The organism is Nonomuraea sp. H19 (assembly GCF_052068215.1).
GTDB lineage: Bacteria > Actinomycetota > Actinomycetes > Streptosporangiales > Streptosporangiaceae > Nonomuraea.
This window is the reverse complement of the sequence record NZ_JBQHCV010000014.1, coordinates 68,700-87,752: the sequence shown is the minus strand read 5'-3', so window position 1 is coordinate 87,752 and position 19,053 is coordinate 68,700. Positions and strand designations below refer to the sequence as shown.

Sequence of the window (19,053 nt, the reverse complement as noted above, 5' to 3'; positions counted from 1 at the left end):
CTCACATGTCTCGAATCGCATCGGAATCCTTGATCGAACGGCTCGCGGAGTGGGGCGTCGACACCGTCTTCGGCATGCCGGGCGACGGCATCAACGGCATCATGGAAGGGCTGCGGCGGCACCGCGACCGGATCCGCTTCGTCCTTGTGCACCACGAGGAGGCCGCGGCCTTCATGGCCACCGGCTACGCCAAGGCCACCGGCAAGATCGGGGTCTGCCTGGCCACGTCGGGGCCCGGCGGGATCCACCTGCTCAACGGGCTCTACGACGCCAAACTCGACCACGTCCCGGTGCTGGCGATCACCGGCATGCAGGAGACGTCCGTGCTCGGCACCGGCTACCAGCAGGAGGTCCACCTGGACAAGCTGTTCGCCGACGTCGCCGAGTACAACATGATGGTCTCCAACCCGGCGCAGCTGCCGTCGCTGGTGGATCTGGCCGTGAGGACCGCGTACGCGCGGCGCGGGGTCGCCCATCTCACCGTGCCCAACGACATCCAGGTGGCCGAGGCGGGAGCGGATCCGTACCGGCAGGTGGCGCCGGTGAGGCCGCCGCAGACCTCGCCCGTCTACCTGCAGCCGTCCGGCATTCCCCGGCAGGAGGACCTGGAGTGGGCGGCCGAGGTGCTCAACCACGCCGAGCGTCCGGCCATGCTGGTCGGGCAGGGCGCGCTGCACGCCCGCCAGGAGGTGCTGGCCGTGGCCGAGGCTCTCGGGGCGCCCGTGGTCAAGACGCTGCCCGGCAAGGCCGTGATCCCGGACGACTCGCCGTACACGACCGGCGGGATCGGGCTGCTCGGCACCCGGCCGAGCGAGGAGCTGATGGACGACGCCGACGTGCTCTTCATGGTCGGCACGAACTTCCCGTACTCGAAGTTCCTGCCGGAGCCCGGCAAGGCGCGGGTGGTGCAGTTCGAGGCGGAGCCGACCAGGGCGGGGGCGCGCGTCCCGACGGCCGTGCCGGTGGTGTGCGATGCGAAGGAGGGGCTGGCGGCGCTGCTGCCGCTGCTGTCCCGCCGGGATGGGAAAGCCCATCTGGAGAAATATCAGCAGATGATGGCCAAGTGGCGGACCGACATGCAGGCCCTGGAGAACCCCGAGCGGGACCCCATCGCACCCCAGTACGCCATCTCGATCCTGGACGAGCTCGCGACCGGCGACGCCATCCTGACCTGCGACAGCGGCACCATCGCGACCTGGGCGGCCAGGCACTGGACGATCCGCGGCGGGCGCGAGTTCTACCTGTCGGGGACGCTGGCCTCGATGGGGCCGGGGCTCCCGTACGCCATCGCCATGCAGCACGCCTTCCCGGACCGGCAGGTCATCGCGTACGTCGGCGACGGCGGTTTCGCGATGCTCATGGCCGAGTTCCTCACCGCTGCCCAGCACCGGCTGCCGGTCAAGGTGATCATCAACAACAACAACTCGCTCGGCCAGATCCTGTGGGAACAGATGGTGCTCGGCTATCCCGAGCACGGGGTGCGCTACCCCGAGCCCGAGGCCGACTTCTCCGCCTGGGCCCGGTCGTGTGGCGGGTTCGGGGCCAAGGTCAGCAAGTCGGACGACGTGGTCCAGGCGATCGGGCAGGCCCTCGCGTACGACGGTCCGGCGCTGGTGGACGTGGACGTGAATCCGGACGAGCCGCCCATGCCCGGCAAGGTCACCTACGAGCAGGCCAAGAGCTTCGCCCAGTCGTTCCTCAAGGGCCAGCCGCGCCGGGCGGCCATCGCGACCACGCTGTTCAAGGACCGGATCCAGCGGCTGGGGGACTGACGTAAGCCCTGGCGATCCCGTCGGCGGCGGCCCGCAGCGGCTCCAGCAGCCGGGGCAGCTCGCGGGCCCGCCGCGAGGACACCACGATGCCCAGGGCCGCCATGGCCCGCCCGTCCGCGAGGATCGGCGCCGCCGCCGAGCACGAGCCGAGCGTCATCTCCTCGTAGGTCAGCGCGTACCCCTGGGCCCGGACCACCGCCAGCTCCCTGGCCAGGCGTCCCGGCTCGGTGATCGTGTGCGGGGTGGGCCGTTCGAGCTTGCGGGCCAGGTAGGACTTGACGAACCAGTCCGGCTCGTACGCCAGCAGCGCCTTGCCCACGCCCGTCGGGTGCATCGGCAGCCGGCCGCCGGTCCTGGAGACGATCGGGACCGCGCGCCGGCCGTACACCTTGTCCACGTACAGCACCTCGAGACCGTCGCGGACGGCCAGGTGGACGTTCTCGCCGGTGCTGACGAACAGCTCCTGCAACCACGGATGCGCCACGCTCTGCAGCCGGCCCGGCGCGAGCTGGCCCAGCTCCCACAGCCGCAGCCCCACCCGCAGCCGCCCGTCGGGGGCGCGGCTCAGCGCCTGCCAGCCCTCCAGCTCGGCCACCAGCCGGTGCGCCGTGCTCAGCGGCACCCCGCTCCGCCTGGCCAGGTCGGTCAGGGTGAGCTGCGGATGGGTCGCGTCGAACGCGCCGAGGATGGCCAGCACCTTCGACGTCACGGAGCGGCCTGGCTCGCCGGACCCACCTGCCATGCCGGCAATCCTGCACCATCCTTCCACTCAGCGGAAGAGGTCTCTCGGCTAATACCTGGTCGAGGCAGGATGCTTCCCTCATGCGAACTCAGGTCGGGATCATCGGCGCGGGGCCCGCGGGCCTGCTGCTCTCTCACTTGCTCCACTTGCGCGGCATCTCCTCCGTGGTGCTGGAAAAGCGCAGCCGCGACTACGTGGAGCGGCGCGTCCGCGCCGGTGTGCTTGAGCAGGGGACGGTCGACACGCTGGTCGAGGCGGGGGTCGGCGAGCGGATGCGGCGCGAAGGGCTGCCGCACCACGGCATCGAGCTCCGGTACGGCGGCGCAGGCCACCGCATCCCGTTCGAGAAACTCGTCCCCGGCAGGTCCATCACCGTGTACGGGCAGCAGGAAGTGGTCAAGGACCTGATCGCGGCCCGGCTGGCGGCGGGCGGCGACGTGCGGTTCGAGGTCGAGGACGTGGCCGTGCACTCGCTGGAGTCGCAGCCGTACGTGACGTTCGGCGGCGAGCGGCTCGACTGCGACGTGATCGCCGGCTGCGACGGCTTCCACGGCGTGTCCAGGCCGGCCGTCCCCGAGGGCGTCCTGACCGTTTTCGAGCGCGAATATCCCTTCGCCTGGCTGGGCATCCTGGCCCGGGTCAAGCCGTCGTCGGAGGAGCTGATCTACGCCAGGACCGATCGCGGCTTCGCGCTGCACAGCATGCGCTCGCCCACCGTCAGCCGCTTCTACCTGCAGGTCCCGGCGGACACGCGGGTGGAGGAGTGGCCGGACGAGCGGATCTGGGCCGAGCTGCGGGCCCGCCTGGAGAGCGTGCCCGGCTTCACGCTGGCCACCGGCGAGATCATCGAGAAGGGCGTCACGCCGATGCGGTCGTTCGTCGTCGAGCCCATGCAGTACGGGCGGCTCTACCTGGCCGGGGACGCCGCCCACATCGTGCCGCCCACCGGCGCCAAGGGGCTCAACCTGGCCGTGGCCGACGTCCGCGTGCTGACCGAGGCGCTGGCCGCCTTCTTCGAGCACGGCTCGACGGAGCTGCTGGACGGCTACTCCGACGCGTGCCTGAAGCGGGTGTGGCGAGCGCAACACTTCTCGTGGTGGATGACGACGCTGCTGCACACCTTCGAGGACGACGACCCGTACGGACGGCGGCTCCAGCTGTCCTACCTCGACTACGTCACCTCGTCGGAGGCCGCCGCCACGACCTTGGCGGAGAATTACGTCGGGCTGCCTTACGGCAGCTGACCTTGGAAGATGCTTTAAGGTTGGCTGGTGTTCTTCGAGGATGGATGGGCGGCTTCGCCCCTGAGGTGGTTGATGGGCGAGCTGGGCGACGACCAGCTCGCCAGGATGGAACGCGACCCCGCCCTGGTGGCCGCGGTGGACCAGCACGCGGCGGTGCTGCGTGACGCGATCCCGCTGGATCGCGAAACCCTGGGCGACTACCTGCTGGGTTTTCTCGACGAGCTGCGCCACCGCGGCTGGGCCTTCAACGGCGAGCCGGACGCGGCGGCGCTGCGGCTGACGGCGGTGTGCTGGCTGGCCCGCGAACTCGGCTACCTGAGCGACGGCCTGCCCGCCTGACCCGCCATGTCTCCCCGCCGGGGGCCTGACCTCTGACGGGGCCTGACCTCTGATGGCGCCGGCCGCCCGGCAAAACGCACCGCCACCGGCGCGGGACGCCGGTGGCGGTGGTCGAACACGGTGATGCCGCTCGGCCCGGTCCGATCCTGCCGGAGCGGGACGTGCGATGCCGGGCTCACTCCGGGGGCATGTCCGAGCGAGGCGGCATGTCGCGAGGCGGCATGCCCGAGCGAGGCGGCGTCGGTGGCATGTCCGAGCGCGGCGGCTGGCCGCCCTGCGGCGTGGTACGGATGGGCGCCGTCTGGTCGCTCATCGACGCGGCGTCCTGACGCCCCCGCTGGTACGCCTCCGCGTGCGCCCTGGCCTGCGGGCCCTCCTCCTCGATGCGGCCCAGCCAGCGCTCCCAGCGCTGCTGCATCGGCCGTACGAGCCCGCCGCCGACCCCGATGGCCGCGATCGCGCCCGCGGTGGCGAGCACAGTGATCAGCACCGGAGTGGTGACGGTGGTGGCCACGCCGATCTGGTTGAGCGCGGCGATGATGCCCAGCGCCCAGATGAAGACCGCCGCGGCGGTCGCCACCCAGCGGCCGTACGACAGCCCACCCAGCGCGCCGCGCAGGATGTCGCTGACGCCCTTGGCAAGGGCCCCGGCCACCACGATGATCACGACGGCGACCGCGGCAGCGGGCAGCCATGCCACCACGCCGTTCAGCAGCGCCGAGATCGGGTTCGGCCCGAAGACGCTGAAGGCGATCTGCAGGGTGATCAGGATGATCGCGTAGAAGACGAGCTTGGCCAGCAGGCTGCTGGCGTCGTACTTGCTCCTGTCCAGCCAGCGGCGCACGCCGCTGCGCTCCACGGCCCGATCGAACCCGACCCGTTCGAGGATCTTGTCGACGATTTTCTCGAGCAGCTTGGCCACGATCCAGCCGATGATGAGTATCACCAGGAACGCGACCAGCCTTGGGACGAATGTCGCTATCATCCGCCAGGCATCCTGGATGCCTTGACCTAGGTTGATGTCCACGGTTCCCTCCTCCGAGGAGCCATGCAACGGCGGCTACCCCGACCACATAGGTGTATGCACGCATTGCCACCTAAACTTCGCACTCGGCGACATTTCGCGAACCCCGCTATGGTGGTCGGCGTGCATCGCAGCCGCGTCTACGCCGTCCTGATCGACACCCCCGTGGAGGAGGCCGCTCAAGCGGCGGCCTTCTGGGCGGCGGCGCTCGGGGCCACCGCCCGCCCCGTCCCGGACGAAAAGCAGTTCACCTCGCTCCACGAGGCCATCCCCGGGCTCGTCACGGCCGTCCAGGCGGTCGACGACGCGCCCCGCGTGCACCTCGACATCGAGACCGACGACGTCGAGGCCGAGACCGCGCGCCTGCTGGCCCTCGGCGCGACCCAGGTGTCGCAGTGGCTGGAGTGCCGGACCCTGCGCGCCCCCGGCGGGCACCTGGTGTGCGTGGTGCCCGTGGCGAGCGACCGGGCGGCGTTCGAGGCGACGGCCGGCACCTGGCCGTAGTTTCCCGCGGAAACCGGGGGGCCACGCCGGTGCTGCGCAGCCACCACTCAGCGGATCGCGGCCGTCTCCCTGACCCAGGGCAGCAGCAGGCGCTCGGCCAGCACCAAGGCGTAGAACAGCCCGACGCTCATGATCCCGAGCAGCCCGATGGCCGCGAACGCCAGCGCCGTGTCGGCACTCCCCCCCGCCTGCACGATCACGAACCCGAGCCCGGCGTCCCCGGCGCTGAACTCGCCGATCACCGCGCCGATCGACGCCAGCGGCATGGCGACCTTCAGCCCGACGAAGATCTGCGGCAGCGCGCCGGGGAACCGGATCTTGACGAACGTCTGCCACCGGGGCGTGTCCAGCGACTTGGCCAGCTCCACGAGCTCCGGCGGCGTCGAGGTCAGCCCGCCGGCCACCGACAGCACGATGGGGAAGAAGCACACCAGCAGCGCCATGACCACCTTGGGCTGCTGCCCGAAGCCCATCCACACGACCAGCAGCGGCGCCAGAGCCACTTTGGGGACCGCGTTGAAGGCCACCAGCAGCGGATAGAACATCAGCTCCGCCACCCGCCAGGCCGCGATCACCACGCCGATCACGACGCCGCAGCACACCGAGAGGGCGAAGCCCAGCGCGGTCTCGCCCAGCGTGATGGCGGCCTGCGCCAGCAGATAGCCGGGGATCCGCTGGAAGGCGGCGACCACGTCGGCCGGTGCCGGCAAGATGATCTCCGGGATCTCGAACGCCGACGCCGCCAGCGCCCACGCGCCGACCGCGACGGCCAGGCCCAGCGCCGACCATCCGGCCGCGCTCGCCGACCCCCGGCCCCGCGCCCCCATGTCCACGGCCGTCAGCCCCTCCGCCTCAGGCCGTCCATGGCCGTCAACCTCTCCGCCTCTTCGCCTGGAGGCCGTCGACGGCCGTCAGCCCTCTCGCCTCGGGCACTCCGCGGCCCGTCAGCTCTTCGGCGTCACGTCGAACGACACCACCGACTCCGGCGCCACGTCGTTGGTGAACGCCCCGGCCTCCCGCAGCACGGAGATCGCCCGCGCCACCCGCTCCCGGTCCATGGCTCCGATCGGCGTGCCGCTCCCGGACGCGCGGACGTACGGCGCCATCAGCGTCAACTCCGCGGCGGCCGCGTCCACGTTCTGGGTGGGATGGTGCTTCACCAGCAGCTCCGCCGCCTCGCGCGGATTGTCCGCCGCGTACGCCAGCCCCTTGAGCAGCGCGCCGGTGAACCGCTTGACCAGGTCCGGCTTCTGGGCCACGAGCGCGGACGTGGTCGACAGGCCCAAGCCGTACAGGTCGGTGATGACGTCGCCGAACGGCAGGACGGTGACCTCCTTGCCCTTGGCGGCGTTCTGCACGGTGGGCCGGCCCACCACGTATTGGCCGATGGCGTCGACCTGGCCCGAGGCGAGGTTGGCCCCCAGCTGCGCGGGCTCCAGGCTGACCATCTTGACCTTCGCCGGGTCCACTCCGGTGAGCTTGGCGTACGTCGGGAACATGGCGGTGATCACCGAGCCCGGCGCGTCCCCGAAGGTCTTGCCCTCGAGGTCTTCGGGCTTGCTGATGCCGCTGCCGGAGAGCGACATGATCGCGGCCAGCGTCTGCTGGTGGATCGCCGCCACGGTGGTGACGCCGGCCGTCTTGCCGCCGGCCGCGCTGATCAGCGTGTAGGTGAAGTCGATGGGCGCGAAGTGGGCCCGGCCGCCGGCGAGTGCGGCCAGGTTCTTGCCGCTGCCCTGGCCCGGCTGAACGGTGACCGAGATCCCGGCCTCGCGGAAGTAGCCCTTCTCGAGGGCGACGTAGACGTACGCTTCGCGGCCGAAGGCGCCGAACGCGGTCAGGTACGTGACCTGATCCGTCCCGGGCCGGGCCTGCGGCGGCTCCTGCTGCCCCGAACCGCAGGACATCGTCAGCAGGATGGCCGTGAGCGTGATGACGCGAGGAAGGATCCTCATGACCCCGATCATGACGGGTGAGGCAGATCGGTCAATATGTCGTCTGACGGAATCTGCTTCTAGCATCGAGGTCGGGCCCCGGCAGAGAGGTCGCCAGGTGATCAGGCTGCGTGGAGTGTCCCGGGTGTTCGGCGGGCGCCGGGGGATGGTGGAGGCGTTGCGCGACGTTGATCTCGACGTGGCCGACGGGGAGTTCGTGGCGGTCGTGGGGCGTTCGGGGTGCGGCAAGTCCACTCTGCTGCGGCTGATCGCGGGGCTGGCGGCGGCCTCGTCGGGGGAGGTGCGCGTCGGCGGGGAGCCGGTGACCAAGCCGCGCCGCGACGTCGCGATCATGTTCCAGCGCCCGGCCCTGCTGCCCTGGCGCAGCGTGCTCGACAACGTGCTGCTGCCGGTCGAGGTGTTCGGCTGGCCGCGGGCCGAATATCGCGTCCGGGCGCTGGAGCTGCTGGAGATGGTCGGCCTCGACGGGTTCCACCGGCGCCTGCCGCACGAGCTGTCGGGCGGGATGCAGCAGCGGGTGGCTCTGTGCCGGGCGCTCATCCAGCGGCCACGGGTGATGCTGATGGACGAGCCGTTCTCCGCGCTCGACGCGCTGACCCGCGAGGAGCTGTCGATCGAGCTGCAGCACATTCACATGGAGCACGCGGCCACGGTCGTGCTGGTCACCCACTCGATCGAGGAGGCGGTCCTGCTCGCCGACCGGGTCGTGGTGCTCACTCCGCGCCCGGGGCGGATCCTCACCGTCGTGGACGTCGGCATCCCGCGCCCGCGCACGCTGGGGCGGGGCGCGCACACGGCGGACGCGGCCCGCTGCTCAGCCGAGCTGCATGAGCTGCTCGGCGCCACGTCCGGCACCAGGGAGGCGGCTTCGCCCGGCGCATCTCGGACAACAAAAAGCCCCAACTCTCGGCAAATGCCGGGAACTGGGGGCTTTTGAAGGGGGTGGACGATACTGGGATTGAACCAGTGACCTCTTCCGTGTCAGGGAAGCGCTCTCCCGCTGAGCTAATCGTCCGTATTGAGTTGGAAACTCAGAGCGGAAGACGGGATTCGAACCCGCGACCCTCACCTTGGCAAGGTGATGCTCTACCACTGAGCCACTTCCGCATGGCGTTGTACTTACTTTAGCGGATCCCGCGGGGTCCGCCGGCCGCAGAGGTGGAGACGGGATTTGAACCCGTGTAGACGGCTTTGCAGGCCGCTGCCTCGCCTCTCGGCCACTCCACCAGGAGTTTTGCTCCGAGCGGAAGACGGGATTCGAACCCGCGACCCTCACCTTGGCAAGGTGATGCTCTACCACTGAGCCACTTCCGCGTGAACCCCAGGCGACGTGCCCCAGGCCACGGGAAAACCATATCGTCTCCGCGGAGTGTCCGTGCGCACTGAGCGCTCCGCGGGGCCGAAATCAGCGGATCAGGCGTACGTCCTTCGCCATGACGAACATCACCCGGTGGCCGAGCTGGATCTGGTAGTAGCGGGTCCGGCCCGTGGTGGTGACGTGTTCGGCGGGATCGAAGGCGTCCGCGGCGTAGTAGGAGCCCGTGATCGTGTCGCCCACCGTGTACGTCTGCCCGGGGCCGATCTTGTACTGGAGCGGGGTCAGCGGCTGATACGACGCCTGCTTGTAGGCGGATTTTTCGGGGTACGCGCGGCCGTACACGTTGGTGTTGGGCCTCAGGGGTGTGACCAGCGGGCCCTTGGCGGGGACGGCGGTGGGATCCGAGGGCGGGTTGTGGAACCAGGCTTTCTGCCCCAGATACCAGATGGCCGTCCAGTCGCCCCGCCGCTCCGCGACCGCGTACCGCTGGCCGGTCGAGGCGCGGGCGGCGTGGTCGTACACGCTGTACGAGCTCGGCCGGCTTCCGTGCTTGCCCACGTCCGTGACCAGCGGGGCGGTCATGCTCGGCGCCTTGTGCAGCCACACGCTGGCGGCGCCGTGCGGCGGGCACGCCCTGGCGGGCTTGGCGGTCACGCAGCCGGTGAAGCGGGGGCGGTTGGCGTTGTACGACGGGCGGATCATGACGGAGTCACCGTCCTCCGCCGCTGTGAGCGGTGTCTTCAGCAGCTCGAAATAGTGGGCCCAGTCCCAGTACGGGCCGGGGTCGTCGTGCATGCCGGCGACCGTCTTGGGTGTCGTGCCCGGTACGTTGTCGTGGCCCAGGATGTGGGCGCGGTTGAGCGGGATGTCGTACGTGCCGGCCAGATACCGCACGAGCTTGGCCGACGCGCGGTACATCGCCTCCGTGTACCAGGTGCCGCCCTTGGCCAGGTAACCCTCGTGCTCGATGCCGATCGAACGGGTGTTGACGTCCCAGTTGCCCGCATGCCAGGCGATGTTTTTCGTCGCCACATGCTGGGCGACATGCCCGTCGCGGGAGCGGATCGTGTAGTGCCAGCTCACGTACTGCGGATTGCGGATCATCGAGGGGACGCCCTGGTACGTGCCCTCCATGTCATGGATGACGATGTAGTCGACGGAGCGGGCCCGGAGCAGGCGGTCGTGGTTGCCGTAGTCCTTGTTCTTCTTGCCGAAGCGTTTGTAGGCGGCGGGCATCCATTCGCAGGCGAGGGAAGTGGGGCACTCCACGTGCCCGGCTGACGGCGCGGGCGGGCGGGCCTGCGCGATCTCCCCGGCCCCGGCATCCGCGGCCTGAGACAGTGCGCCGGTGTCGGTTTGCGGGCCGGTGTTCGTCTGTGGGCCGGTGTCGGTTTGCGGGCCGGTGTTCGTCTGTGGGCCGGTGCCGGATGGCGGCTCGGGGTTCGGCCGTGTGTTGGTTTCCGCCTGTTCGGCCGTGATGGCGTGCCCGGGCGTACCGGCGCCGTCGGCGGGCGCCCCCGTGTCCGCGTGCCCACCGGTGCCGGTCTGGGCAGCGGCGGCGGTCTGCTCGTCGGGAACCGCCTGCCCGGTGGCCGTCTGATCGGTCGCGGTCTTCGGGGCGGTGCCCGGAGCAGGCAGGTCCGGTACGGGGTCGAGCCGTACCAGATGGCCGTCGTCCGTACGGCGTTCCATCCCCTCGCGCATCACCGCGAACACCTCGTCGGCGAACTGCCGTGCGGCCACCCGATCGTTCGACCCCGAGAAGCGCGCGATCGCCTCGTACCAGCCGGCGGGGTGGGCGCGGGGGTGCTTCTGATAGGAGGCGAGGAGCGCGGCGCCGGCCCTGATGTTCGCAGCCGGATCCGCCCGCAGCCGGGCGGGCTCCACGCCGATCAGGCGCCCGGCCTCGGGCAGCGTCGTCCGCTGAGGCGCCGCCATCCGCAGCGCGGACGTCGGGGGAGGGGTGGCGTGGGTTCGGGTCATCGGGCGGGCAGTGTCGCCCCGGGCGTCCCCGAGGGCGTCGCCGGGTGCCTGCTTCTCGACGGGGACCGCGTCCACCAGGTGCATGGGCCCGTAGCCGCCCGCCGTGCTCGGCCGCCCCTCGTTAGCGTCCCAACGGGACCCCAGGTACGCGACCCCGAGCAACACGCTCACCGGCACCCCGAACTCCCGCGCGGCAGCGGCGAAATCGGCCTGCCGCCCCGAGGTGACCGCCGCGCCGGAATCGACGCGTTCGCCAGGGGCGAGGGGAGCGGCGGCCGATGCGAGATCGTCGCCCGGCGCGGTGAGCGCGCCGGCGGTCAGGATGGCGGCGAGCCAGATCTGCATGAACATCACCCCGAAGAAACGTCACGATGCGACTACAGGACGTAACCATTCCCCGGTGAGGGATGTGTCAGACGGGTCGGATGATACGGATGAGACCACGAGATCGGCCGCGAACTCGGCATCCCGGTCATCGGCCGCGAGCTGTCCGGGTCGGCAGGAGCGCGGCGGTACGGGGGTGGTCAAGGGTCAGCGTTAATTCCTGCCCGATATCGGGCAGGATGTTGGCATGTCTCGTTCCAGATGCGTAGTGTCCTCCTCTGTGTCTGCGGCACGGCATCCCTACGAAGATCTCATCGCTCACCTCACCAGGACGAGCCCGCTCGGTCCCGGCGAGGCGGCACGCGTGGTCGCCGACGTGCTGGCGTACTTCTCCGAGACCGTCGAGGAGTTCGTCCGCCGCCGCCATGGCGAGCTGAAGGCACGCGGCTACACCAACGACGAGATCTTCCCCCGGATCGCCGCGGAATTACGCGGTCGCCGGGTGGCCGCGCCAGAGCTGTCCCTGCGGCAGCTCCGCAGGATCGTCTACGGATAATCGGATAAGGAGACCTCGATGTGCGGAATCGTGGCCTACGTCGGCCCCAAGGACGCCGCCCCCATCCTGCTGGAGGGCTTGCAGCGGCTTGAATACCGGGGCTACGACTCGGCCGGGGTAGTGGTGTCCAACAAGGGGCTCAAGCTCCGCAAGGTCAAGGGCCGGGTGGCGGATCTGGCCAAGGTCGTGCCGGCCAGGTTCAAGGGCGGTCTCGGCATTGGGCACACCCGGTGGGCCACGCACGGCGTGCCGAGCGATGAGAACGCCCATCCGCACCTGTCGGCCGACCAGCGCATCGCGGTCGTGCACAACGGCATCATCGAGAACGCCGGCGAGCTGCGCGCCAAGCTGGAGGCCGACGGCGTCGAGTTCGCCTCCGAGACCGACACCGAGGTGCTCGCCCACATGATCGCCCACGCGGTCGACGAGAACGACACGCTCGAGGAGGCGGTGAGGAAGACGCTCAAGAGCATCGTCGGCACGTACGGCATCGCGGTCATCGACGCCGAGCGGCCCGGCGAGGTGGTCGTGGCGCGCAACGGCAGCCCGATCGTGGTCGGCATCGGCGAGAAGGAGATGTTCGCCGCGTCCGACGTGGCCGCCCTGGTCCGCTACACCCGCCAGGTCGTGCACCTGGAGGACGGCGAGCTGGCCGTGCTCAAGGCCGACGGCTTCCACACCTTCGCCAGCGACGCGCGCGAGACGGCCAAGGAGCCGCTGACCGTCGACTGGGACGCCGGACACTACGACACCGGCGGCTACGAGCACTACCTGCTCAAGGAGATCTCCGAGCAGCCCGAGACGATCACCCGCACCATGAGCGGCCGCCTCGACGAGCGTTTCCACGTCGCGCACCTCGGCGGGCTCAACATGGACGCCCGTGAGACCCGCTCGTTCCGCCGGGTGAAGATCATCGGGTGCGGGTCCGCGTACTACTCGGGGCAGATCGGGGCGCAGCTCATCGAGGAGCTGGCGCGCATCCCGTCCGACGCCGAGCCGGCCAGCGAGTTCCGCTACCGCAACCCGGTGGTCGACCCCCACACGCTCTACGTCGCGATCAGCCAGTCGGGGGAGACGTACGACACGCTCGCCGCGGTTCAGGAGCTCAAGCGCAAGGGCGGCCGGGTCATCGGCATCGTCAACGCCGTGGGCAGCGCCATCGCCCGCGAGGTCGACGGCGGCATCTACCTGCACGCGGGTCCGGAGGTCTCGGTCGCCTCGACGAAGGCGTTCACCTCGACCTCGGTGGCGTTCGCGCTGCTCGCGCTGCATCTGGGACGGGTACGCGACCTGTCTCCGGCCGACGGGCGGCGCATCGTGGAGGGCCTGCGCCGGTTGCCCGGGCAGATCGAGGAAATCCTCACCCAGAGCGACAAGATCGCCGAGTTGGCGCAGAAGTACGCCACGCACGCGAGCATGATGTTCGTCGGCCGCGTCCGCGGCTACCCCGTGGCCCGGGAGGGCGCGCAGAAGCTCAAGGAGATCTCGTACGTCCACGCGGAGGCGTACCCGGCCAGCGAGCTCAAGCACGGCCCGCTCGCGCTGATCGGCCCCGAGATCCCGACGGTCGCGATCGTCCCCGACGACGAACTGCTCGACAAGAACCTCACCACGCTCGGCGAGATCCGCGCCCGCGGCGGCCAGGTCCTCATGGTGGGCCACCGCGAGCCGGAGGCCAAGCTGGCCGACGACGCGATCGTGATCCCCAAGAACGAGATCGAGCTCGACCCGATCCTGCTGACGATCCCGCTTCAGCTGCTGGCCTACCACGCGGCGGTCGCGCTCGACCGCGACGTGGACAAGCCACGCAATCTCGCCAAGAGCGTCACGGTGGAGTAATAGACGCCAATTCAGCCTCAAACCTCGTTATCCGGCTGCGGACCACATAAATTCGAACTGTGCGGCAATTCGACCATCAGCGGCCCAATCCCGCACGCATGTACGACTACATGCTCGGCGGGAAGGACAACTTCGCGGTCGATCGCCAGGCCATCGACCAGCTCGCGGAGCTGATCCCGGAGGCGGTCCCGCTGGCCCGCGCCAACCGGGCCTTCCTGCAGCGCGCCGTGCGCTACGTCGCCGCCGCCGGAGTGCGCCAGTTCATCGACCTCGGCAGCGGGCTGCCCACCCAGGGCAGCGCGCACGAGGTCGCCCCCCACGCCAGGGTGGTCTACGTCGATCACGATCCGGTCGTCGCCGCACACGCCAGGGCCCTGCTCGCACGGTCGGACAGGGCCGTCGTCGTCGAAGCCGACCTGCTCGACACCGACGAGGTGCTGGCCGGGGCCGGGGCCTTCCTCGACCTGGACCAGCCGGTCGGGGTGCTACTGGTGTCGATTCTGCACTTCCTGCCCGACTCCGCCGAACCGCAGCAGGCGGTGGCCGTGTTGCGCGAGCGGGTGGCGCCGGGCAGCCATCTGGTGATCAGCCACGCCACCACGATGGAGCGGGTCCGCCGCGGTCCGACGGCCGGCGGCGGCGCCGACCGCACCCCCGCCGAGATCCGCGCGTTCTTCGGCGACTTCGCACTGGATCCGCCGGGGCTCGTGCAGGCCGTGGACTGGCGTCCCGACCGGCCCAAGCTGGTGGGCGACTGGACGCTGCCGTCGTCGCTCATGGCGGGAGTGGCGCGAAAGAGATAACTATGTGTATCTCTCCGTAATGTGTCAATAACTTCGGGTAATGGGATTCCCGGAGGGAGAGGCACATGCGCCGTCGGCGGTTCTTCGCATGGGGGCTGGGTGTGGCCGCATGCGCGGCCGGCTGCGGAACGGAGCACGGCGGCGCGGGGGGACTGCGTACCTCGTTTTCGATCAGCTCCGGCGGCCGCCGCTGGGACCGGGTCGGGCAGGCGTTCGTCAGCGCGGCCCGCGCGGCCGGGTACGAGACGGGCGCCGGGACGAAGATCACCCTGACCGGCCTGCCCGCGCTGGCCGGCGCCGTGCTCAACAACGGCCCCCCGCTCCTCGACTCCGCCATCCCGCTGTCCAGGCTCGCCGGAGACGTCGAGGTCGTGGTCGTGCCCGCGGACTCGCACTTCAAGGACTTCGACGAGTTCGGCGCCCACCTGCTCACCCAGCCGGGACAGACGCTGCTGGCCGGCGGCCCGCAGGGCGAGCCCGACCACCTGCTGTTCGGCCTGATCGCCAAGGGGCTCGGCGCCGACACCAGACAGGTCGACTACACCGGCTACCCCAGCAGCCGGGAGGCCGTCACGGCGCTGCTGTCCGGCAAGGCCGCAGCCGCCGCCGGGCTGCTGGCCGACTGGCGCGCGAGCATCTCCACGGGCCGGGTGCGGCCGCTCGCGGTGTCCTCGGCCGCCCGGGTGCCCAACCTGGACGTGCCGACGCTGCTGGAGTCCGGGGTACGCGTCGACTTCGCCGACTGGAGCGCCGCCTTCGGGCCCCGAGACATGCCGCACGACAGCCGCGAGGCGGCCATCCGCATGTGCGAGGAGGTGACCGGCTCGCCGCGCTGGCGGGCGGCCTGCCGCGCGGCCGGCTGGATCTCGATCCCGCTCGGCGGCGACGACTTCGCCCTGTGGCTCGGCTCCGAGGTCGCGCGCACCCGCGCGCTGCTGCGGGACCTCGGACTCCTCGACTCCACCAAAGCCACAACATGCTGGGGTAGTTGCGGGAACGGCCACTAGATGTAGGATCCTGGTCGTCGCTGGTTCGCCTCTCCGGAGGCGAGGCAAGAGGGAACCCGGTGCGAATCCGGGGCTGCCCCGCAGCGGTGAGCGGGAACGACCGCCGTCATGTGCACTGGAGCGATCTGGGAAGCGACGGCCAGTAGGAGCGTTTGAACGCGCGCCCGCGAGCCCGAAGACCTGCCGGCGACATGTCGGGTCACCGCCCGGCATGAAGTGTCCATGGCCTCGAGGGAGGGTCAGGGAGCCACGCGGCCGGTCACCCCTGCCGCGGTGCTCTCGCGCGCCCTCACGGGGGATGAGCTCGCGAGGAGAGAGCACGTGACGCAGGTCATTGAGATCGACCGCCGGCTGGCCATCGATGAGGCCGCCGCCCGGGTGATCACCGACCCGGCCAACTCCCGGGTCGCAGCCCGGCTGCTGGCCGAGGAGATCGCCGACGAGACCGCCGGGCACGGGGTGCGGTCGTTCTCGGAGTCCATCGCCGCCACCCACGCGGCCGGGCTGATCCAGGACGGGCTCGCGGAGTTCGTCGCCGCGCACGCCGCCGAGCTGGACGCGCTGGCCGCCGAGGAGGCGGACGGCAGGTTCGAGTATTTCGGGCTGCGCACCGTCTACGACCGCTACCTGCTGCGCCACCCCGAGACGCGGGCGGTGCTGGAGCGGCCGCAGCACTTCTTCCTGCGCGTGGCGTGCGGCCTGTCCGAGTCGGTCGAGGAGGCCGCCGAGCTGTACGCGCTGATGTCCACGCTGTCCTACCTGCCCAGCTCGCCCACGCTGTTCAACTCGGGCGCGCGCCGGCCGCAGCTGTCGTCGTGCTTCCTGCTCGACTCGCCGCGCGACGAGCTGGAGGCGATCTACGACCGGTACGGGCAGGTGGCCCGGTTGTCCAAGTACGCCGGCGGCATCGGCGTCTCCTGGACCCGGGTGCGCTCGCGCGGCTCCCTGATCCGGGGGACGAACGGGCACTCCAACGGCATCGTCCCGTGGCTGCGTACGCTCGACTCCTCGGTCGCGGCGGTCAACCAGGGCGGCCGGCGCAAGGGCGCGGCCTGCGTCTACCTGGAGACCTGGCACGCCGACATCGAGGAGTTCCTGGAGCTGCGCGACAACACCGGCGAGGACGCCCGCCGCACCCACAACCTCAACCTGGCCAACTGGGTGCCCGACGAGTTCATGCGCCGGGTGGAGGCGGACGAGGTCTGGTCGCTGTTCGACCCGAAGGAGGTGCCCGACCTCACGGACCTGTACGGGGAGGCGTTCACGGCCGCGTACCGGGCGTACGAGGCCGCCGGGCGATATGTCCGGCAAATGCCCGCGCGGACCCTGTACGGCCGCATGATGCGCACCCTCGCCCAGACCGGCAACGGCTGGATGACGTTCAAGGACGCCGCCAACCGCACCTCCAACCAGACCGCCCGCCCCGAGAACGTCATCCACCTGTCGAATCTGTGCACCGAGATCCTCGAGGTCACCAGCGACGCCGAGACGGCGGTGTGCAACCTCGGCTCGGTCAACCTGGCCGCCCACCTCGCCGGCGGTGACGTCGACTGGGAGCGGCTGCGCGGCACCGTCCGCACGGCCGTGCGCTTCCTGGACCGCACCATCGACCTCGGCTTCTACCCGACGCCCGAGGCCGAGGCGGCCAACAAGCGGTGGCGGCCGATCGGGCTCGGCGTGATGGGCCTGGCCGACGTGTTCTTCACGCTGCGGCTGCCGTTCGACTCGCCGCAGGCGCTGGAGCTGTCCACGCGGATCGCCGAGGAGATCGCGCTGGCCGCGTACGACACCTCGGCCGACCTGGCCGCCGAGCGCGGCCGGCACCCGTCGTACGCCGATACTCGCGCCGCCGGGGGAGTGCTGCACCCCGACCACTACGGCGCGGCCGGCACCGCGCGCTGGGACGCGCTGCGGGAGAAGATCGCGGCCACCGGCCTGCGTAACTCCCTCATGATCGCCATCGCGCCGACCGCCACGATCGCCTCCATCGCCGGCTGCTACGAGTGCATCGAGCCGCAGGTGTCCAACGTGTTCAAGCGCGAGACCCTGTCCGGAGAGTTCCTGCAGGTCAACCGCTACCTGGTGGCCGATCTGCAGGCGCGCGGGCTGTGGACGCAGCGGATGCGCGACGACATCAAGCGGGCCGACGGCTCGGTCCAGGCGATCCCCGGCATCCCCGACGACCTGAAGACGCTCTACCGGACGGCCTGGGAGCTGCCGCAGAAGGCGCTGATCGACCTGGCCGCGGCGCGCCAGCCGTACATCGACCAGTCGCAGTCCCTCAACCTCTTCATGGCCAGCCCGACCATCGGCAAGCTTTCGTCGATGTACGCCTACGCCTGGAAGCAGGGCCTGAAGACCACCTACTACCTGCGCTCCCGCCCCGCCACCCGGATCGCCCAGACCACGGTGGCCGCGGCCGAGGAGGAGGCCGTGGCCTGCTCGCTGGAGAACCCCGAGGTCTGCGAAGCCTGCCAGTGACCGGTTCACCGAAGAACGCGGCCCACGATGCGCTCGTAACGGCGCGCACCCCGTGAGCCTTCACGACCGGCCATGACGGACGCCCGCCCCGTGCGGTGCGTGCGGGTTCGTTGGCCGGCCGTAACGAAGAAGTTTGGTTTTGAGGAGGAAGCGTGCTGCTCGACCCCGGAATGGACCTCACACTCCGCCCGATGCGTTACCCGGACTTCTACGAGCGCTACCGCGCCGCGATCCGGAACACGTGGACGGTCGAAGAGGTGGACCTGCACACCGACCTGGCCGACCTGGCCAAGATGACGCCGCAGGAGCGGCACCTGATCAACCGGCTGGTCGCGTTCTTCGCCACCGGCGACTCCATCGTGGCCAACAACCTGGTGCTCAACCTCTACCAGCACGTCAACGCCCCGGAAGCGCGCCTCTACCTCAGCAGGCAGCTGTTCGAGGAGGCCGTGCACGTGCAGTTCTACCTGACGCTGCTGGACACGTACCTGCCGGATCCCGACGAGCGGGTCAAGGCCTTCGCCGCGATCGAGCACATCCCGTCCATCAGGGACAAGGCCGAGTTCTGCTTCAAGTGGATCGACTCGATCAACGGGCTGCAGCGGCTGGAGACCGCGGACCAGCGCCGCCAGTTCCTGCTCAACCTGATTTGCTTCGCCGCCTGCATCGAGGGCCTGTTCTTCTACGGCGCGTTCGCCTATGTGTACTGGTTCCGCTCTCGCGGCCTGCTCGGTGGCCTGGCCACTGGGACGAACTGGGTGTTCAGGGACGAGTCCATGCACATGGAGTTCGCCTTCAGCGTGGTGGACACGGTCCGGGCCGAGGAGCCGTCGCTGTTCGATGACGAGCTGAGCAAGCAGGTCACCGCCATGCTGGAGGAGGCCGTGGCCGCCGAGCTGGCCTTCGCCGAGGACCTGTGCGGCGACGGCATGCGGGGGATGGGTGTCGCGCCCATGCGCCAATACCTGGAGTACGTCGCCGACCAGCGCCTGAGCAGGCTCGGCCTGCCCCGGCGGTACGGCTCGGCGAACCCGTTCGCGTTCATGGAGTTGCAGGATGTCCAGGAGCTGGCCAATTTCTTCGAAAGGCGGGTCTCTGCTTACCAAGTGGCAGTTGAGGGCAATGTGACCTTTGACGAAACTTTCTAGACATTGGGGGCATA

General features: G+C 70.1%; 16 protein-coding genes, 4 tRNA genes and 1 riboswitch. Of the genes, 11 read left to right on the top strand and 9 right to left on the bottom strand.

Going from position 1 to position 19,053, the window contains the following annotated elements; all coding sequences use genetic code 11:
• The first annotated feature begins 29 nt into the window (after nt 1-29).
• A complete protein-coding gene (locus tag ACTMTI_RS29655) occupies nt 30-1,772 on the top strand; it encodes a thiamine pyrophosphate-dependent enzyme (RefSeq protein WP_441123841.1) in 1,743 nt (580 codons plus the stop codon).
• Here ACTMTI_RS29655 and ACTMTI_RS29650 read toward each other — a convergent pair.
• Nucleotides 1,741-2,514, bottom strand: coding sequence for an IclR family transcriptional regulator (locus ACTMTI_RS29650; protein ID WP_441123840.1), 774 nt, complete (start codon nt 2,512-2,514; stop codon nt 1,741-1,743). The genes ACTMTI_RS29655 and ACTMTI_RS29650 overlap by 32 nt on opposite strands.
• Nucleotides 2,515-2,594: 80 nt before the next feature.
• On the opposite strand from ACTMTI_RS29650, the gene pobA reads away from it, so the two are divergent.
• A complete protein-coding gene (pobA, locus tag ACTMTI_RS29645; RefSeq protein WP_441123839.1) occupies nt 2,595-3,758 on the top strand; it encodes a 4-hydroxybenzoate 3-monooxygenase in 1,164 nt (387 codons plus the stop codon).
• Between the two features lie 72 nt (nt 3,759-3,830).
• On the top strand, nt 3,831-4,097 hold the full coding sequence (locus ACTMTI_RS29640; RefSeq protein WP_441123838.1) for a DUF6401 family natural product biosynthesis protein: 267 nt from the start codon (nt 3,831-3,833) through the stop codon (nt 4,095-4,097).
• A 175-nt stretch (nt 4,098-4,272) separates the two neighbouring features.
• Here the strand turns inward: ACTMTI_RS29640 and ACTMTI_RS29635 are convergent, their stop codons facing one another.
• Complete coding sequence (locus ACTMTI_RS29635; RefSeq protein ID WP_441124027.1) at nt 4,273-5,118, bottom strand: mechanosensitive ion channel family protein; 846 nt, start codon at nt 5,116-5,118, stop codon at nt 4,273-4,275.
• A gap of 126 nt (nt 5,119-5,244) precedes the next feature.
• Here ACTMTI_RS29635 and ACTMTI_RS29630 point away from each other — a divergent pair, with 126 nt between their 5' ends.
• Entirely contained in the window at nt 5,245-5,625 is a 381-nt protein-coding gene (locus tag ACTMTI_RS29630) for a VOC family protein (protein WP_441123837.1), read from the top strand.
• Between the two features lie 47 nt (nt 5,626-5,672).
• Here the strand turns inward: ACTMTI_RS29630 and ACTMTI_RS29625 are convergent, their stop codons facing one another.
• Both ACTMTI_RS29625 and ACTMTI_RS29620 read right to left on the bottom strand, forming a co-directional pair.
• A complete protein-coding gene (locus tag ACTMTI_RS29625) occupies nt 5,673-6,452 on the bottom strand; it encodes an ABC transporter permease (protein WP_441124026.1) in 780 nt (259 codons plus the stop codon).
• 117 nt (nt 6,453-6,569) lie between these two features.
• Entirely contained in the window at nt 6,570-7,580 is a 1,011-nt protein-coding gene (locus tag ACTMTI_RS29620) for an ABC transporter substrate-binding protein (protein ID WP_441123836.1), read from the bottom strand.
• A gap of 97 nt (nt 7,581-7,677) precedes the next feature.
• On the opposite strand from ACTMTI_RS29620, the gene ACTMTI_RS29615 reads away from it, so the two are divergent.
• Nucleotides 7,678-8,517, top strand: a complete 840-nt coding sequence (locus tag ACTMTI_RS29615; RefSeq protein ID WP_441123835.1) for an ABC transporter ATP-binding protein — start codon at nt 7,678-7,680, stop codon at nt 8,515-8,517.
• Nucleotides 8,518-8,523: 6 nt separating this feature from the next.
• Here ACTMTI_RS29615 and ACTMTI_RS29610 read toward each other — a convergent pair.
• From ACTMTI_RS29610 to ACTMTI_RS29590, 5 genes are all read right to left on the bottom strand, one after another.
• A tRNA-Val gene (locus tag ACTMTI_RS29610) sits at nt 8,524-8,595 on the bottom strand.
• 20 nt (nt 8,596-8,615) lie between these two features.
• Nucleotides 8,616-8,687, bottom strand: a tRNA-Gly gene (locus tag ACTMTI_RS29605).
• A gap of 49 nt (nt 8,688-8,736) precedes the next feature.
• A tRNA-Cys gene (locus ACTMTI_RS29600) sits at nt 8,737-8,807 on the bottom strand.
• Nucleotides 8,808-8,822: 15 nt separating this feature from the next.
• Nucleotides 8,823-8,894: transfer RNA gene (locus tag ACTMTI_RS29595), tRNA-Gly, on the bottom strand.
• A 91-nt stretch (nt 8,895-8,985) separates the two neighbouring features.
• On the bottom strand, nt 8,986-11,226 hold the full coding sequence (locus ACTMTI_RS29590; RefSeq protein WP_441123834.1) for an N-acetylmuramoyl-L-alanine amidase: 2,241 nt from the start codon (nt 11,224-11,226) through the stop codon (nt 8,986-8,988).
• A gap of 259 nt (nt 11,227-11,485) precedes the next feature.
• Here ACTMTI_RS29590 and ACTMTI_RS29585 point away from each other — a divergent pair, with 259 nt between their 5' ends.
• From ACTMTI_RS29585 to ACTMTI_RS29560, 6 genes are all read left to right on the top strand, one after another.
• Entirely contained in the window at nt 11,486-11,761 is a 276-nt protein-coding gene (locus tag ACTMTI_RS29585; protein WP_441123833.1) for a hypothetical protein, read from the top strand.
• 18 nt (nt 11,762-11,779) lie between these two features.
• Nucleotides 11,780-13,600, top strand: coding sequence for a glutamine--fructose-6-phosphate transaminase (isomerizing) (gene glmS, locus ACTMTI_RS29580; protein WP_441123832.1), 1,821 nt, complete (start codon nt 11,780-11,782; stop codon nt 13,598-13,600).
• A 59-nt stretch (nt 13,601-13,659) separates the two neighbouring features.
• On the top strand, nt 13,660-14,403 hold the full coding sequence (locus tag ACTMTI_RS29575; protein ID WP_441123831.1) for an SAM-dependent methyltransferase: 744 nt from the start codon (nt 13,660-13,662) through the stop codon (nt 14,401-14,403).
• Between the two features lie 65 nt (nt 14,404-14,468).
• Nucleotides 14,469-15,410 carry a Bug family tripartite tricarboxylate transporter substrate binding protein gene (locus tag ACTMTI_RS29570; protein WP_441123830.1) on the top strand — a complete coding sequence of 314 codons (942 nt, stop codon included), beginning with the start codon at nt 14,469-14,471 and terminating at the stop codon, nt 15,408-15,410.
• Between the two features lie 4 nt (nt 15,411-15,414).
• Nucleotides 15,415-15,612, top strand: a riboswitch (cobalamin riboswitch).
• Between the two features lie 119 nt (nt 15,613-15,731).
• Nucleotides 15,732-17,891, top strand: a complete 2,160-nt coding sequence (locus ACTMTI_RS29565; protein WP_441123829.1) for a ribonucleoside-diphosphate reductase subunit alpha — start codon at nt 15,732-15,734, stop codon at nt 17,889-17,891.
• Nucleotides 17,892-18,043: 152 nt separating this feature from the next.
• Nucleotides 18,044-19,039, top strand: a complete 996-nt coding sequence (locus tag ACTMTI_RS29560; protein ID WP_441123828.1) for a ribonucleotide-diphosphate reductase subunit beta — start codon at nt 18,044-18,046, stop codon at nt 19,037-19,039.
• The last annotated feature ends 14 nt before the right edge of the window (nt 19,040-19,053 follow it).